The organism is Streptomyces sp. NPDC038707 (assembly GCF_040636485.1).
GTDB lineage: Bacteria > Actinomycetota > Actinomycetes > Streptomycetales > Streptomycetaceae > Streptomyces.
Window position 1 is genome coordinate 246,315 of record NZ_JBEZUP010000009.1, and the last position, 14,277, is coordinate 260,591.

At 72.5% G+C, this 14,277-nt stretch carries 15 protein-coding genes and 1 tRNA gene; 3 read left to right on the forward strand and 13 right to left on the reverse strand.

All coding sequences use genetic code 11. The features are described from left to right. The first annotated feature begins 46 nt into the window (after positions 1 to 46). The gene (locus AB0E62_RS15575; RefSeq protein ID WP_362192760.1) at positions 47 to 1,270 is read left to right on the forward strand and encodes a glycosyltransferase 87 family protein; all 1,224 of its coding nucleotides are present in this window, start codon (positions 47 to 49) and stop codon (positions 1,268 to 1,270) included. On the opposite strand, the gene AB0E62_RS15580 is transcribed toward AB0E62_RS15575, so the two are convergent. Further along, complete coding sequence (locus tag AB0E62_RS15580; protein WP_030653820.1) at positions 1,260 to 1,493, reverse strand: hypothetical protein; 234 nt, start codon at positions 1,491 to 1,493, stop codon at positions 1,260 to 1,262. The genes AB0E62_RS15575 and AB0E62_RS15580 overlap by 11 nt on opposite strands. 246 nt (positions 1,494 to 1,739) lie before the next feature. Next, a complete protein-coding gene (locus AB0E62_RS15585) occupies positions 1,740 to 3,104 on the reverse strand; it encodes an MFS transporter (protein WP_362192845.1) in 1,365 nt (454 codons plus the stop codon). 293 nt (positions 3,105 to 3,397) lie between these two features. Here AB0E62_RS15585 and AB0E62_RS15590 point away from each other — a divergent pair, with 293 nt between their 5' ends. Further along, complete coding sequence (locus tag AB0E62_RS15590; RefSeq protein ID WP_362192763.1) at positions 3,398 to 4,282, forward strand: helix-turn-helix transcriptional regulator; 885 nt, start codon at positions 3,398 to 3,400, stop codon at positions 4,280 to 4,282. Positions 4,283 to 4,359: 77 nt separating this feature from the next. On the opposite strand, the gene AB0E62_RS15595 is transcribed toward AB0E62_RS15590, so the two are convergent. The 7 genes from AB0E62_RS15595 to AB0E62_RS15625 all read right to left on the reverse strand — a co-directional run bounded on the left by AB0E62_RS15595 (position 4,360) and on the right by AB0E62_RS15625 (position 8,849). Further along, positions 4,360 to 4,432, reverse strand: a tRNA-Ala gene (locus AB0E62_RS15595). A gap of 114 nt (positions 4,433 to 4,546) precedes the next feature. Further along, positions 4,547 to 5,215 (reverse strand): histidine phosphatase family protein, encoded by a 669-nt coding sequence (locus AB0E62_RS15600; RefSeq protein WP_362192766.1) that lies wholly within the window; start codon positions 5,213 to 5,215, stop codon positions 4,547 to 4,549. Next, positions 5,215 to 5,658 carry a ribosome silencing factor gene (gene rsfS, locus AB0E62_RS15605; protein WP_362192769.1) on the reverse strand — a complete coding sequence of 148 codons (444 nt, stop codon included), beginning with the start codon at positions 5,656 to 5,658 and terminating at the stop codon, positions 5,215 to 5,217. The genes AB0E62_RS15600 and rsfS overlap by 1 nt, the downstream gene beginning before the upstream one ends. A 115-nt stretch (positions 5,659 to 5,773) precedes the next feature. After that, positions 5,774 to 7,588, reverse strand: a complete 1,815-nt coding sequence (locus AB0E62_RS15610; RefSeq protein ID WP_362192772.1) for an LCP family protein — start codon at positions 7,586 to 7,588, stop codon at positions 5,774 to 5,776. 16 nt (positions 7,589 to 7,604) lie between these two features. Further along, positions 7,605 to 8,294, reverse strand: coding sequence for a nicotinate-nucleotide adenylyltransferase (gene nadD / locus AB0E62_RS15615; RefSeq protein ID WP_362192775.1), 690 nt, complete (start codon positions 8,292 to 8,294; stop codon positions 7,605 to 7,607). 56 nt (positions 8,295 to 8,350) lie between these two features. Next, positions 8,351 to 8,515 carry a hypothetical protein gene (locus tag AB0E62_RS15620; protein ID WP_030605024.1) on the reverse strand — a complete coding sequence of 55 codons (165 nt, stop codon included), beginning with the start codon at positions 8,513 to 8,515 and terminating at the stop codon, positions 8,351 to 8,353. A gap of 169 nt (positions 8,516 to 8,684) precedes the next feature. Beyond that, positions 8,685 to 8,849, reverse strand: a complete 165-nt coding sequence (locus AB0E62_RS15625) for a hypothetical protein (protein ID WP_362192778.1) — start codon at positions 8,847 to 8,849, stop codon at positions 8,685 to 8,687. A 102-nt stretch (positions 8,850 to 8,951) separates the two neighbouring features. On the opposite strand from AB0E62_RS15625, the gene AB0E62_RS15630 reads away from it, so the two are divergent. Beyond that, positions 8,952 to 10,037, forward strand: a complete 1,086-nt coding sequence (locus AB0E62_RS15630; protein WP_362192781.1) for a M48 family metallopeptidase — start codon at positions 8,952 to 8,954, stop codon at positions 10,035 to 10,037. A 188-nt stretch (positions 10,038 to 10,225) separates the two neighbouring features. Here AB0E62_RS15630 and AB0E62_RS15635 read toward each other — a convergent pair whose 3' ends face one another. The 4 genes from AB0E62_RS15635 to AB0E62_RS15650 form a co-directional block, all read right to left on the reverse strand. Beyond that, positions 10,226 to 11,296 carry a hypothetical protein gene (locus AB0E62_RS15635; RefSeq protein WP_362192784.1) on the reverse strand — a complete coding sequence of 357 codons (1,071 nt, stop codon included), beginning with the start codon at positions 11,294 to 11,296 and terminating at the stop codon, positions 10,226 to 10,228. 97 nt (positions 11,297 to 11,393) lie between these two features. Beyond that, on the reverse strand, positions 11,394 to 11,960 hold the full coding sequence (locus AB0E62_RS15640) for a hypothetical protein (RefSeq protein ID WP_362192787.1): 567 nt from the start codon (positions 11,958 to 11,960) through the stop codon (positions 11,394 to 11,396). Positions 11,961 to 12,080: 120 nt separating this feature from the next. After that, positions 12,081 to 13,367: a glutamate-5-semialdehyde dehydrogenase gene (locus tag AB0E62_RS15645; RefSeq protein ID WP_362192790.1), complete on the reverse strand. Its 1,287-nt coding sequence runs from the start codon at positions 13,365 to 13,367 to the stop codon at positions 12,081 to 12,083. A gap of 309 nt (positions 13,368 to 13,676) precedes the next feature. Beyond that, positions 13,677 to 14,102: a hypothetical protein gene (locus AB0E62_RS15650; protein WP_362192793.1), complete on the reverse strand. Its 426-nt coding sequence runs from the start codon at positions 14,100 to 14,102 to the stop codon at positions 13,677 to 13,679. Positions 14,103 to 14,277 lie beyond the last annotated feature (175 nt).

Below are 14,277 nucleotides of genomic sequence, written 5' to 3' on the forward strand. Positions count from 1 at the left end.
GGCGCAGCACCAAATCGGTTTCACTTTGACCCCTGTATGACCGCTAATGTCGGCTTTCGTGACCGAGATCGCGCCGTCCGCAGCACACCGCCGGGTCCCGCTCGCCCTGGGTGCCTGCCTGGTGTCCTTCGCGGTGTTCTGGGCCGCACAGCGGGCCGCGCACGTCTCCATGGTCGACCTGATGGTCTACCGGGCCGAGGGCGCCGTCGTGCGCGCCGGCGGCGACCTCTACGCGCTGCGCGCGACCGCCGCGCGGCTGCCCACCACCTACCCGCCGTTCGCGGCTCTGCTGTTCACCCCGCTGTCCCTGCCGGACACCGCGCTGCTGCGCACGCTGGCGACGGCCGGCAATCTCGCGCTGCTGGTGGTCTTCGTACGGCTGTCGCTCCAACTCGTCGGCCACGCGCGCGCGGAGGCCGTCTGGTGGGTCGCGGGAGCGGCCGTGTGGTGCGAACCGGTGTGGACGACCCTGCGCTACGGCCAGATCAATCTGCTGCTGGCCGTTCTCGTGCTGTGGGACCTGACCCGCCGTCCCCCCGGCGGTCACGACCGCTGGAGCGGGGTGGGCCTCGGGCTGGCCGCGGCGGTCAAGCTGACACCCGCGCTGTTCCCGGTGTTCCTGCTCGCCACCGGCCTGGTGGTCCGGTTGCGGGGCGGACGGGGCGGGCCGTGGCTGCCGCACGCGCGCGGGGCGGCCGTCACGTTCGCCGGGGCGACACTGCTGGCGGCGGCCGTCCTGCCGTACGACTCCTGGCGGTTCTGGACGCACATGGTGTTCCGCGCGAGCCGGGTCGGAGCGGCCGGGGACACCGCCAACCAGGCCCTGCGCGGGGTTCTCGCCCGCCTGCTGCACACGGCGGACCCGGCGGCCGCCTGGACGGCCGGGGCGGCCGTACTGACCGTCCTGGGCCTCGCGGCGGCCGTGCGGGCGGAGGTGCGGGGGCGGCGGGCCTGGGCGGTGTGCGCCTGCGCGGTCACCGCCCTGCTGGTCAGCCCGGTGTCGTGGACCCACCACTGGGTGTGGTGCGTGCCGCTGGTGCTGCTGCTGTGGACGCGTGGGCACCGGGCGGCGGCCCTGGCCACCGCGCTGGTCTTCTGGTCGTACCTCCCGTGGTGGGTGCCGCACGGGGCCGGCCGGCCGGAACTCCACCTGGGCAGCGCGGAATTGCTGCTGTCGGCCGGCTACGGAGTGGCCGGCGCGCTCTTCCTCGCGCTGACCGGGACATCGTCGCCGAGGTCCGGAGCCGGAGAGGTCCGCGTCAAGCCGTGACGAACTGGTAGAACCTCTTGAGCGTGCAGTGCTCCTCCAGGAGCCGGCCGTAGATCGGCTCGCCTTCCAGTTCCCGGTAGGTCTCGATGGGGTCGCCTTTTATGATCAGCGCCCGCGCGCATTCCTCGCACCAGTACTGGTAATCGGGATTGATCGGCTCCATGTCGCGGACGATGGGCGTACCACTCCCGCACCAGTCGCACTTCCGCCGGTGTGCCCCCATCGATCAGCTCCAGGTGTGGCCGCAGGCCGTGCACACGTACGAGATTCCGCCATTGTCGCCGAGTACTTGCGCCACATGTGCGGAACCGCAGGAAGGGCAGCTCAGCCGGGTGGTCGAATCCCGTATCAACGCCGCACCGAGGAGATGGCCGACCTCCTCGAGGATGCTCGCAGGCATCGCTACTCCCTCCCGTCGGGCCGCGTCCCCTTCCGGCCGTTTGATTCTGCCACGGCCGGAGCAATACGGTCAGCGACGCCTCAGCACCAGTCCGGACACGGCGCCCGCCGCGGCCGTCCCGGCCAGCGCCCAGGCACACACCGAGAACGCCTCCGCGGAGGGGTGCGGGCCGAGGGGCCCGAACGACTCGATCCGGTTCAGGAACAGTGTGCCGAAAGCCGCCACACCGATCAGCTGTCCGAGCTGCGCGACCGTCGACAGCAGGCCGCTGGCGTCCGCCGCGTCCTCGGGCCGCACGGTGGCCAGCGCCCCGGTGAGCGTCGGACTGAACGCGAGCGCCAGCCCGGCGCCCGTGCCCGCGTACCCCGCGTACAGCAGCGCTCCCCCCGACCCGCCGCCGTGGAAGGCGAGGCCCACGACGGCGACGGACACCGCGGTGAGCGTGAACCCGGCCGGCGCGAGCGCCCGCTGCCCGGCGGCCGGCCACTTCCGCCAGGTCAGGCTGACGGCTCCGAAGAGGACCGCGGTCGGTACGAAGCTCAGCCCGGCCCGCAGGGCTCCGTAGCCGAGGCCGCCCTGGACGTGCAGGGTCAGCGCGAAGAGGAAGCCGGCGTTGACCGACATCACCGCGAGGATCTGGAAGACGGCCCGCCCGATGCCGGGGTGCCGCAGCACCCGGGGCCTGATGAGCGGGGCGCCGCCGCGCCGGGCCAGCCGGGACTCATAGCCGCAGAACGCGGCGAACAGCACCGCGGCCCCGGCCAGCGACAGCCACGACCACAGCGGCCAGTCCTTCTCCTGTCCGAGCACCAGCGGCACGGTCAGCAGTGACACGGCGGCACCGAGCAGCACCAGTCCGGGCAGGTCGAGCGCCCGCGCTCGCTCCCGACCGGCCGTGCGCCCCAGCGGCAGCACCTTGCGGCCCAGCAGGAGCAGCACGGCGCCCACCGGCACGTTGACCAGGAACACCGGCCGCCAGCCGGTGCCGAACAGGTCTGCGCTGACCAGCAGCCCGCCGGCGACCTGCCCGGCCGCCGCGCCGACGGCCAGGACCGCCGAGTAGGCACCGAGCGCCCGGGCCCGGGCCTCCCCGGTGAAGGTGCGCTGGATGAGGCTGAGCACCTGCGGGATCATCAGCGCCGAGCCCGCGCCCTGCGCCAGCCGGAACACGATCAGCTCGGTCGCGCCCCACGCCAGTCCGCAGGCGAGGGAGGCCGCGGTGAACAGGGCCAGTCCGGCGAGGTGCACCCGGCCGTGGCCGAGCCGGTCCCCGAGCCGGGCGCCGGTGATCAGCAGCACGGAGTAGGTGATGGTGTAGCCGGCGATGACGAGTTGCAGGTCGGCACCCGAGGCGTGCAGGCCGGAGCCGATCGAGGGGGCGGCGACGTTCACGATGAACACGTCGAGCGCCGCCATGAACAGGGCGGCGAGCAGCACACCGAGCAGCAGGCGGGGCCGATTGTCAGTGGCGGGTGCTTCACTGTCCGTGACGGTTGGATCCGCCCGGACGGCGACCGCGAGGTCACTGTCAGTGGCGGGTGATTGACTGTTCGCAAGGTTCGGAACGGGCTCGGTGCCCGGCCCGGTCCGGGATGTCGTCGTCATGGCGTCGAGCGTGACGACGGGCCGGTACGGGTGCCGAGTGCCCGCTGATGCTGGTACTGCCAGCACCTGGCAGGGACGGGCCCGGGCACGGACGATGAGACGGCGAGAACGGGGGCTGGACGATGGGGACGAGGACACAGCGACGCAGGCCGGAACTGGCGGTCTTCCTGCGCAGCAGGCGGGCCCGGGTCACGCCGGCCGATGTGGGGATGCCGCCGGGGCTGCGGCGGCGCACCCCCGGACTGCGCCGGGAGGAGGTCGCTCAGCTCTCGGGGGTCGGCGTGACCTGGTACACGTGGCTGGAGCAGGGCCGGCCGATCAACGCCTCGCCGCAGGTGCTGGACGCGGTGGCGCGCACGCTGCGGCTGGACCCACCGGAGCGGGAGCACCTGTACCGGCTGGCGGAGGTGCCCTTCGAGCCGGACTCCGAGGGGCTGAGCCGGCGGGTGAGCGCGGAGGTCCAGGACATCATCGACGCCCTGGACCCGATGCTGGCGGTGGTCTACAACGCCCGGTACGACGTCCTGGCCACCAACGCCGCCTACCGCGACCTGTTCCTGGTCCCGCTGAGCGGGGCCGCCGACACGGGCCTGCCGAACGTGCTGTGGACGCTGTTCACGCTGCCGGAGGAGGTCTGCCCGCTGGTGCACCGGGAGGTGGAGCTGCCTCTGATGGTGGCGACTCTGCGGTCCTCCTACGGCAGACACGTGGGCGAGCCGGCCTGGGCGGACTACATACGCGGGCTGGCGGCGGCGAGTCCCTGGTTCGCGGAGCTGTGGGCGAGCTGCGAGGTGGTGCCTCCGGGGCCCCGGGTGAAGACCTTCCGGCACCCGGCGGTCGGCGAGATGCGGATGACCTCGCAGTCACTGTCCGTCGACGGGATGCCCGAGTGCCGGATCGTGGTCTACACCCCGGTGGACGAGGACGCGCGGGCGAAGATCACGCTGCTGCGGGAGCAGAGGGAGCGCCTCCTCCCGCCGGCGGACAAGGAGGTCGTCCACGGCTGAACACAGAAAATCCCGCCCCCAGGTGGGGACGGGATCCTCATCACCGATCTTTGACAACTCAACAGAGTGTCGATCAGTGGAGCTAAGGAGAATTGAACTCCTGACCTCCTGCATGCCATGCAGGCGCTCTACCAACTGAGCTATAGCCCCTGGTGTTCTTCCCGCTCGGCGGGGCGAACAAGAAGAACTTTAGCCTGTGACCTGCCGGAAAGTGAAATCCGGGGTCCCGGGGTCCCGGGACGGTCACCGGGGGCCCCGGGACGGTCAGTCGTCGTCGCCGAGGACGGGCTCCGGGAGGGTGCCCGCGTTGTGCTCCAGCAGGCGCCAGCCGCGGGCGCCCTCGCCGAGCACGGACCAGCAGCAGTTGGAGAGGCCGCCGAGGCTCTCCCAGTGCCGGGCCTCCAGACCGAGCAGCCGGCCGATGGTGGTGCGGATGGTGCCGCCGTGGCTGACGACGACGAGGGTGCCGTCCTCGGGCAGCTTCTCGGCGTGCCGCAGCACGACGGGGGCGGCGCGGTCGGCGACCTCGGTCTCCAGCTCGCCGCCGCCGCGGCGGACCGCTTCACCGCGCTTCCAGGCGGCGTACTCCTCGCCGTGGCGGGCGATGATCTCCTCGTGCGTCAGCCCCTGCCAGACGCCCGCGTAGGTCTCGCGCAGGCCCTCCTCGCGGGTGACGTCGAGGCCGGTGAGAGCGGCCAGCTCGGCGGCCGTCCGCGCGGCCCGCCGCAGGTCCGAGGAGACGATCGCGTCGGGCCGCAGGGAGGCCAGCAGCCGTGCGGCGCGGCGGGCCTGGCCCAGGCCCGTCTCGGTCAGCTCCACGTCCGTGGTGCCCTGGAAGCGGCGCTCGACGTTCCACGAGGTCTGGCCGTGCCGCCACAGGATGATGCGGCGGCCCCGGCCCTTGCGGTCGGTCACCTCACCTGTGGCGCTCATCACCACTCCCCGTCCGGCTCCTGGTCGGCCTCGGCGGCCTGCAGCCGGGCGTGCTCCTCGGCCTTGCCCCGGGTCGCCTTGGCGTCGGCGGGCAGTTCGATCTCGGGGCAGTCCTTCCACAGCCGCTCCAGGGCGTAGAAGACCCGCTCCTCGCTGTGCTGGACGTGCACGACGATGTCGACGTAGTCGAGCAGGACCCAGCGGGCCTCGCGGTCGCCCTCGCGGCGGACCGGCTTGGCGCCGAGTTCCTTCAGCAGGCGCTCCTCGATCTCGTCGACGATGGCCTTGACCTGGCGGTCGTTCGGCGCGGACGCGAGCAGGAAGGCGTCCGTGATCGACAGTACGTCGCTCACGTCGTAGGCGATGACGTCGTGGGCGAGCTTGTCGGCCGCAGCCTGGGCGGCGGTGTTGATGAGCTCAAGGGAACGGTCTGTGGCGGTCACTACATGGCTTTCCGTCGGCGGTCTTTTGCCATCAAGGGTCTCACGGACCGCCCGGCACACCCCACGGGATTACGGCGGCCCCGGGGGCTCCCGGCCGGGAGCCCCCGCACCGGGGTCAGGACGAGGACGGCTTGTAGTCGCGGCCGAGGACCACCGAGACGTCGGCACCGGAGGAGACGGCGCCCTTGGTCACGGAGCCGGCGGGCAGGCCGAGGGTCTTGGCGACCTCGGTGGCCTTCGCCTGGTCGGCGGCGTCCGCGTAGGTCACCTTCGAGGCGGCCTGGACGCCGGAGGCGCTGCCGCCCTCCAGGAAGGTGAAGCCGCCGTTGAGGAGCACGACGCGGGCCTTCTCCGTGTCGTCCTTCACCCCGGTGGCGTTCTGGACGGAGACCCGGACCGCGGAGCCGGCGTCGGGACTCTTCGCGGTGCCGCCGAGGATGTCCTTCACCACGCTGTCGCTGGTCTCGGTGCTGAGCGTGCCGTCGGACCGCACCGGCAGGAGGGCGGTCCGGTAGTCGCCGCTCTTGGCGAGGTCGGCGAGCCGGGCGAGGAAGGTGCCGAGGTCCTTGTCGGTGAGCGGCGGATCGAGGATCTGCGCGAGCGTCTGCACGGTGACGGTGGCGGCGGCCGGGTCGGAGGACAGCTTGCGCAGCACCCCCTGCATGACCTGGCCGAACCGCTGGAGCTGGGCGTTCTCGGACTCGCCGGGAGCGCGGTAGGTGGCGTAGGCCACGGCCATCTTGCCGCTGAGGGTCTGGTCCTGGCCCTTGTGGACGAGCGGCGCGGCGCCCTTCTTCTTGGCGTCCGGGTCGGGCACGTCGGTGTCGGTGCCGATCTCGATGTTGCCGACGAGGTCGACGAGGTTCTGCAGGTAGGGGGTGTCGAGCCGCCAGCTGCCCTGGATGCTGGTGCCGAGGACGGTGTCGAGCTGGTCGCGGGTGCCGGAGGTGTCGTCGTCGTCCACGGACTTGGCGAGGGTCGTGGTGGAGCCGTCGTCGTCGGTCAGGGCCAGGGAGTTGGGCAGCAGGACCGTGGTGCCCTGCTTGGTGGTGGTGTTGTCGACCAGCAGCGCCGTGGAGGTGCCGCCCTTGACGGTGTTGTGCAGGTGGACGACGAGCACGTCGCGTTTCTGGGCGGTGACCGCCGTGGCGGTGCCGTCCGGGCCGCCTGAGGAGGACAGACCGGGCAGCTTTCCGGCGTACCAGAGGTAGCCGACCCCGCCGGCCACGACGAGCGCGAGGACGACGAGCAGGGCGATGAACCGGCTGCGGGCGCGGCGGCGGGCCTCCTCACGGCGCTCGGTGCGGTTCTCGGTGAACTTCAGCCAGTCGATGACGTCCTCGGAGTCGCCGTCCGGCTCCTCGACGAAGGCGAACTGCTCGGTGCGGTAGTCCGGTTCGCCCAGGCCGGACCCGGTCTCCTCCCCGCCCGGACCGTCCTGAGCGCCCCGACCGTCCTGCGCGTCCGGGCCGTCCTGCGCGCCCCGGCCGTCCTCCGCGGGGCCGGCCTGCTGCGGGATGTAGGCGGTCTGCTCGGCGGCGCGGGGCTGCCGGCCGCTGCCCGCGGTCTGCCCGTAGGGGTCGTAGCCGCCGGCGTCCTGGGTGCCGGTGCCGGTGGCGTACGGGTCGTAAGGGGCCGGGGAGCCGTAGGGGTCGTAGGCGGCGTAGGAGTCGTAGCCCGGCTGCTGGTGTCCGGGCGCGTAGGAGCCGGCCGGTGGCTGGCCGCCGGTGGCGTACGGGTCGTAGCCGTAGCCCTGCTGCTGGGCGTACGGGTCGTAGGCCGCCGGCTGGGCCTGCGGGACCTGCTGGGGCTGGGGTGCCTGCTCGGCCGGTACCTGCTGGTACACGGGCCGGCCGTACTCGTCGTAGCCGACGACTTCGTACGGGACGGCGCCGTAGCCCGCGTCACCCGCGTCGTATCGGTCGTTCACCGGTGCCCCTCTCGGCTCACTCGCCGCCGCGGTACAGCTCGCGCTTGTCGATGTAGCGCACGACTCCGTCCGGGACCATGTACCAGATGGGGTCGCCCTTGGCGACTCGCGCGCGGCAGTCCGTGGAGGAGATGGCGAGGGCCGGCACCTCGACCAGCGAGACGCCGCCTTCCGGCAGGCCCGGGTCGGTCAGGTGGTGGCCGGGGCGGGTGACGCCGATGAAGTGCGCGTAGGAGAACAGTTCCTCGGAGTTGTGCCAGGTCAGCAGCTGGGCGAGGGCGTCGGCGCCGGTGATGAAGAAGAGGTCGGTGTCCGGGTTGAGGGCACGCAGGTCGCGCAGGGTGTCGACGGTGTAGGTGGGGCCGCCGCGGTCGATGTCGATGCGGCTGACGGAGAACTGCGGGTTCTCGGCGGTCGCGATGACCGTCATCAGGTAGCGGTCCTCGGCCGGGGAGACGTTGCGGTGGGATTTCTGCCACGGCTCACCGGTGGGGACGAAGACCACCTCGTCCAGCTGGAACTGCGCGGCGACCTCGCTGGCCGCCACCAGGTGCCCGTGGTGGATCGGATCGAATGTCCCGCCCATGACACCCAGGCGCCGCTTGCCCGTGTGGGCGGGGGCGTTGCCCGGTCCGTACTGCGGGTGCTTCACCGTGTCGCCGGCCGTCTCGCGCGCCGGACCGGTAGGCATGTCCTGCTCTCCCATGCGTGCAGACCCTACCGGCCCGGCATCGAACGTCCGGCCGGGGACGGGGTCCCCGTTCAGCGGTCGCGGTTGAAGCGCGTGGTGATCCACAGCAGCAGGAGCAGGATGATCAGGGCGCTGCCGCCGGTGATGGCCGGGTTCAGGCTGTTGTGGTTTCCGCCGTGCTCCTCGCCCTCGGCGGCAAGGGTGACCAACTGGGCTGCGGCGCTGTGGAAGCTCATCTTCGGCAGGACCTATCGCGTGTGGGCGGAATAAAGATGTCAGCCCATCGTAAGCGGGTGGCCCCGGGGCGATCACCCCGACTCCGCCGTTGGGGCCGCGAGGACGCCGGCGGCCGGCCCCGGCGGAGTTCGTTCACCGTCCGGGCGGGCGGGGAACTTTCGCCGGGTGTCAGTCGTCCTTGCGCTTGTAGCCGCTCAGCAGGAACCAGGCGGTCAGCACACAGCCGAGGACCATCACGATCAGGACGATGCGGAGCAGGTTGCCCGCCCCGTGCTGCTGGACGGCGCTCGCTGCGGCCTCGGTCAGCCGGGCGGCTGCGGGGTGGTGCTCCATGGCGGGGACTCCTTCGGGTGTACTGCCTGTCCACGGTATCTCCGCCTGGGCCGGGCCCCGCCTCGGGGGCGCGGTGGGCCTCGACACGTACAGGGGGAAGACATGTCCGACGACGGCCGGCAGCAGACCGGGCACGAGCGGCTGCCCGGGAGGCAGCGCAGGCGTTTCCCGGGGATCTCCTCACGTGCGTACGAGCACCCGGCGGACCGCTCGGCCCTGGTCGCGCTGCGCAAGCTGAGCGGCTTCGACACCGTGTTCAAGGCGCTCAGCGGGCTGCTGCCGGAGCGGAGCCTGAGGCTGCTGTTCCTGTCCGACTCGGTGCGGGTCTCCGAGCGGCAGTTCTCCCACCTGCACGACATGCTGCTGGACGCCTGTTACATCCTGGACCTGGAGAAGGTCCCGCCGATGTACGTCACACAGGACCCGCGGCCGAACGCGATGTGCGTCGGTCTGGACGAGCCGGTCATCGTGGTCAGCACGGGGCTGGTGGAGCTGCTCGACGAGGAGGAGATGCGGGCGGTCGTCGGGCACGAGGTGGGGCACGCGCTGTCCGGGCACTCGGTGTACCGCACGGTCCTGCTGTTCCTGACCAGCCTCGCGGTGAAGGTCGCCTGGATCCCGCTGGGCAGTCTCGCGGTCACGGCCATCGTCACGGCGCTGCGGGAGTGGTTCCGCAAGTCGGAGCTGTCCGCCGACCGGGCGGGCCTGCTGGTGGGCCAGGACGTGCGGGCCTCGATGCGGGGTCTGATGAAGATCGCGGGCGGCAACCATCTGCACGAGATGAACGTGGACGCGTTCCTCGAGCAGGCCGAGGAGTACGAGTCCAGCGGCGATCTGCGCGACTCCGTGCTGAAGATCCTGAACGTGCTGCCCCGCTCCCACCCGTTCACCACCGTGCGGGCCGCCGAGCTGAAGAAGTGGGCCGAGTCGCGGGACTACCAGCGGCTCATGGACGGCCACTACCCGCGGCGCAGCGAGGACAAGGACACCTCCGTCGGCGACTCCTTCCGTGAGTCGGCGGCGAGCTACGCGAGCGATGTGAAGAGTTCCAAGGATCCGCTGATGAAGCTGGTCTCGGATCTCGCGGGCGGGGCGGGCGACCTGGGCGGACGGGTCCGGCGCGGCTTCGACGGCTTCCGGAGCCCGCCGCCGGCGACGGGCGACGAGGCACCGGGCACGGACAAGTAACCCCGGGCCCAGTCCTGCTCCGGCCCGCCCCCGTCCTGACCTCGGCCGCCCTCGCCGGGCGAGTCCGGGGAGCGCGGGAGCCGACGGCTCGGCGACTCGACGGCTCAGCGGCTCGGCTTCGGCCGGATTCCGGCGACCGGCGCACCGCGCCCACGGCGGGCCCGGTGCTTCACGGCACGACGGCGGCCTCACACCCTCGGCTGCGCCCCCGGGGCCAGCGTGCCGCACAGGGACGCCGGGCTGTCCGTGTCGTAGGGGTTGGTACCCGCGGGGCCGCCCGTCCTGGCCGTCTGGCCGGCCAGCAGGGGGCGCAGGTAGGCGGCGGAGTCCTCGGCGCAGGCGAGGGGGCCCGCCTGGACGTAGGCCGTGCTCAGCCGGACCTGGCGGGTGCGCAGGTCGTCGCGGTCCAGCTGGAACGTCAGCTCGCGACGGACCGTGAAGAGGGAGGCGGGGGCGTCGGAGGCGGCTCCGGCGGGACGCAGGGCGTAGACGAAGGTGTGGTCGGCGGAGACCTCCAGCGTCGCCGCGTCGGCCTCGGCGGTCCTCAGCGTGCCGAAGACGCGGATCCGGTCGTCGGCCAGCCGGGCTCGCGTGGGGTCGATGCGGACCAGCCAGCCCGTGGAGGCGTGCCGCCCGTCCGCGGCGGGGTGGGCGAGGCTCCGGTCGAACTGGTCGAGCTGCCCGGAGTCGACCAGGGCCCGCAGGGGGCGCACCTCGCGGCCGGCCAGCACCTCGGGGTCGAGGGAGGAGCGGACGATGTAGTCCTTGACGGTGGTGAGGGCGGTCGTCACCTGGCTGTCGGAGAAGTGGGCGGTGCTGCGCGAGGCCGGCAGCGGGATGCCCTCGGCACCGGTGTCGAAGGGGGCGGCGGGGCTGCGGGCGAACAGCCTCTCGGGGTCGGCGGCGCCGGGCACCTTGCCCTGCGGGGCGAGGGGGATGACCGTCATGCGCAGGGGCTCCACGGGCCGGCGGGCCTGCGCGGAGCCGTAGGGGTGGCGGACGCCGAGGTAGATCGCGGTGCCGAAGGCGACGGCGATCAGCAGGGCGAGGATCAGGGCCTGCCGGGTGAGTCCGCGGCGCAGGGGCGGGCGGCGGCGCACGGCGGGCGCGTGCTCGGCCATCCGCTCCGCGGCGGACGACTCCCTGAGGCGGGCAGCACGGACGAACGACTCGTCGAAGACGACGGATCGGTATTCGTCCTCCGCACCGCCGGGGCCGCCCTCGGGTGTCCCCTCCGGTGGGTCTCCAGGCCCGCCCATACCTTCAGAGTAGGTTCGCCGCGCCCCGGGTAAACGCCCGGCCACCGCCAACTTCTGACAGGTGCTCAACAGGCGCGGGCGGGCGCGCGAACGGCTCTCAGGGGGAGTGCGGAACGGCCGAGACGACCGGCCGGGGATCATCACCGGGGGCGGCGGGAGCGGAGGCGGTTTCCTTGCCGACGCCGGTGGAGGCGGGCGCGGGCACCCGGTCGCGGGTGCTCGAGGATCCTCCCCGGTAGACGGCGGCGAAGGCCAGGGCGACCATGCCGATGCCCATCACGACGGCGAGGACCCAGGCGACGGGGCGGTGCCAGCGGACCTGCTTGCCGTACGGGCCGTAGGGGCCGTCTCCGAGGACGTAGGCGCCGTCCGGCCCTTCATCGTCATGATCTTGACCGAATCCGGCGCCCTCGGGGCCGTAACCGTCGTCGTAGCGCTCGCCCCGGGCGTGGGCGCGGCGGGCCTCCGCCTCGGAGGCCTCGGCTCTGGCCTGGGCGGCGGCCAGGAGGCGTTCGACGGCGGACGGCTCATGGATCGTGGCCGCCCGTACGAAGTCCTCGTCGAAGACCACGGAGGCGAACTCTTCGTCCGACACCCCGCGGTCGTGGTCGTCGTCGGGCTCCCAGCCGTCAGGGAACGGCGTGCCCCCCACGTCCTCCGGCACGGATCCAGAGTAGACCTGGGGGGTCAATTTGGGCAGACGGTATGAACATTCGTCTGCCTGGTGAGACGCCTTTCGGCCGCGTTCCCGGGAGCCGCGCGCGCTCGGCCGGTCGGGTGAACCTCAGCGGCGTACGTGTCCGTCGCCGGTGACGATGTATTTGGTGCTGGTCAGCTCCGGCAGCCCCATCGGGCCGCGGGCGTGCAGCTTCTGGGTGGAGATGCCGATCTCGGCGCCGAAGCCGAACTGGCCGCCGTCGGTGAAGCGGGTGGAGGCGTTCACGGCGACGGTGGTGGAGTCGACCAGTTGGGTGAAGCGGCGGGCGGCCTGCTGGGAGGTGGTGACGATGGCCTCGGTGTGGCCGGAGGTCCACAGCCGGATGTGCTCGACGGCCTTGTCCAGCGAGTCGACCACCGCGGCGGCGATGTCGTGGGAGAGGTACTCGGTCTCCCAGTCCTCGGGGGTGGCCTCGACCACGGTGGCCTTCGAGTCCTTGGCGTAGGCCAGGACCCGGTCGTCGGCGTGGACGGTGACCCCGGCCTCGGCGAGGGCGTCCAGGGCCCGGGGCAGGAACTCGGGGGCGATGTCCTGGTGGACGAGGAGGGTCTCGGCGGCGTTGCAGACGCTGACCCGCTGGGCCTTGGAGTTGATCAGGATCTCGACGGCCGTGTCGATGTCGGCCTGGGCGTCGACGTAGACGTGGCAGTTGCCGGTGCCGGTCTCGATCACGGGGACCGTGGACTCGTTGACCACGGTCCGGATCAGGGAGGCGCCGCCGCGCGGGATGAGGACGTCGACCAGGCCGCGGGCGCGCATCAGCTCGCGGACGGAGTCGCGGCTCTCGCCGGGCACGAGCTGGACGGCGTCGGCGGGGAGCCCGGCACCGCCGACGGCGTCGCGGATGACCCGGACCAGGGCGGTGTTGGACTCGTAGGCGGAGGCGGAGCCGCGCAGCAGGACGGCGTTGCCGGACTTCAGGCACAGGGCGGCCGCGTCGACGGTCACGTTCGGGCGGGCCTCGTAGATGATGCCGACGACGCCGAGCGGGACGCGGACCTGGCGCAGGTCGATGCCGTTGGGGAGGGTGGAGCCGCGGACGACCTCGCCGACCGGGTCGGGCAGCTTGGCCACGTCGCGGACGTCGGAGGCGATGGCGCGGACCCGCTCGGGGGTGAGGGTGAGCCGGTCGACGATGGCCTCGCTGGTGCCGTTCTCCCGGGCCTTGGCCACGTCCTTGGCGTTGGCCTCCACGATCTCGGCGGTCCGGACCTCCAGGGCGTCGGCGATGGCCAGCAGCGCGTCGTCCTTGACGGCACGCGGGAGCGGCGCGAGGTCGGCGGCGGCGGCCTTGGCCCGGTAGGCGGCCTGGGTGACCGGGGACATCGAGTCGTACGGCGAGAGCGTGGTCATGGGGGAAGGGTAGTGCGCGGGCCGCCGCGCTTCAGCGGTCGTCCCACACCCCGAGACACCCCAAAAGGGGTGTTCCCCTCCCCCGAGCCCCTCCCGGAGCCCCTCCCCCGAGCCGCCGCGCCCGCCACCCCGGCTCGCGCCCATCAGCACCCAGGCCCCACCGCCCCACCTCGCGGCCCACCGGCACCCGAGGCCCCAGCGCCCCGGCTCGCGCCCATCAGCACCCAGGGCCCGCCGCCCACCTCGCGGCCCATCTCCGCCCCGGCCCCGGCGGCAGTCCCGGCCGCCGCGGTCCGGCCGCCGCCCCGCTCAGAACGGGTGGACGCCCACGGGTGCCGCCGGCGGAGGGCCGTAGCCCTCGGCGATGCGGTGGTGGTAGGTCTCGCGGTCGATGACCTCCAGGCCGACGATCTCCCAGCGCGGCAGTCCGGCGCTCAGCCGGTGCTCGCCCCACAGGCGCAGCGCCACCGCGGCGGCGTCGTGCAGGTCGCGGGCCTCTTCCCAGTACCGGATCTCCGCGTGGTCGGTCGCGTATCTGCTGGTCAGCAGAAAGGGGTGGTCATGGGCGAGCTGTTCCAGGGCCCGCCGCAGTTCCGGCAGCGGGACCTGGTCACCGGAGACGCTCAGGGTGACATGCCACAGTCTGGGCAGGTCCCTGGGTTCCTCGTAGGTGTCCCCGGCCGCGACGCTCGTCAGAGCACCGCGGGACGCCGCCCCCGGGCGCACTCGTCTCACGACGGCCTCCTTCACGCATGGCCGGCAAGGCCGTATGGCTCGCTTGGCCCCTTGACGGAACGTGTTCCCTTCAACATGTTCCCGAGACAAAGTTGAGCAGGCCGCAGGACTTCGCGTGGGGGTTTTACGGAACGTCCCCCACCGGGGTCGTTCCGTACGCTCCGCTTTACGAGTG

Bases quoted from the DNA above. Each gene is read 5' to 3' on its own strand.
- AB0E62_RS15575 (WP_362192760.1), top strand. From the start codon at position 47: ATGTCGGCTTTCGTGACCGAGATCGCGCCGTCCGCAGCACACCGCCGG.
- AB0E62_RS15580 (WP_030653820.1), bottom strand. From the start codon at position 1,493: ATGGGGGCACACCGGCGGAAGTGCGACTGGTGCGGGAGTGGTACGCCC.
- AB0E62_RS15590 (WP_362192763.1), top strand. From the start codon at position 3,398: ATGGGGACGAGGACACAGCGACGCAGGCCGGAACTGGCGGTCTTCCTG.
- AB0E62_RS15600 (WP_362192766.1), bottom strand. From the start codon at position 5,215: ATGAGCGCCACAGGTGAGGTGACCGACCGCAAGGGCCGGGGCCGCCGC.
- nadD (WP_362192775.1), bottom strand. From the start codon at position 8,294: ATGGGAGAGCAGGACATGCCTACCGGTCCGGCGCGCGAGACGGCCGGC.
- AB0E62_RS15620 (WP_030605024.1), bottom strand. From the start codon at position 8,515: ATGAGCTTCCACAGCGCCGCAGCCCAGTTGGTCACCCTTGCCGCCGAG.
- AB0E62_RS15625 (WP_362192778.1), bottom strand. From the start codon at position 8,849: ATGGAGCACCACCCCGCAGCCGCCCGGCTGACCGAGGCCGCAGCGAGC.
- AB0E62_RS15630 (WP_362192781.1), top strand. From the start codon at position 8,952: ATGTCCGACGACGGCCGGCAGCAGACCGGGCACGAGCGGCTGCCCGGG.
- AB0E62_RS15635 (WP_362192784.1), bottom strand. From the start codon at position 11,296: ATGGGCGGGCCTGGAGACCCACCGGAGGGGACACCCGAGGGCGGCCCC.
- AB0E62_RS15645 (WP_362192790.1), bottom strand. From the start codon at position 13,367: ATGACCACGCTCTCGCCGTACGACTCGATGTCCCCGGTCACCCAGGCC.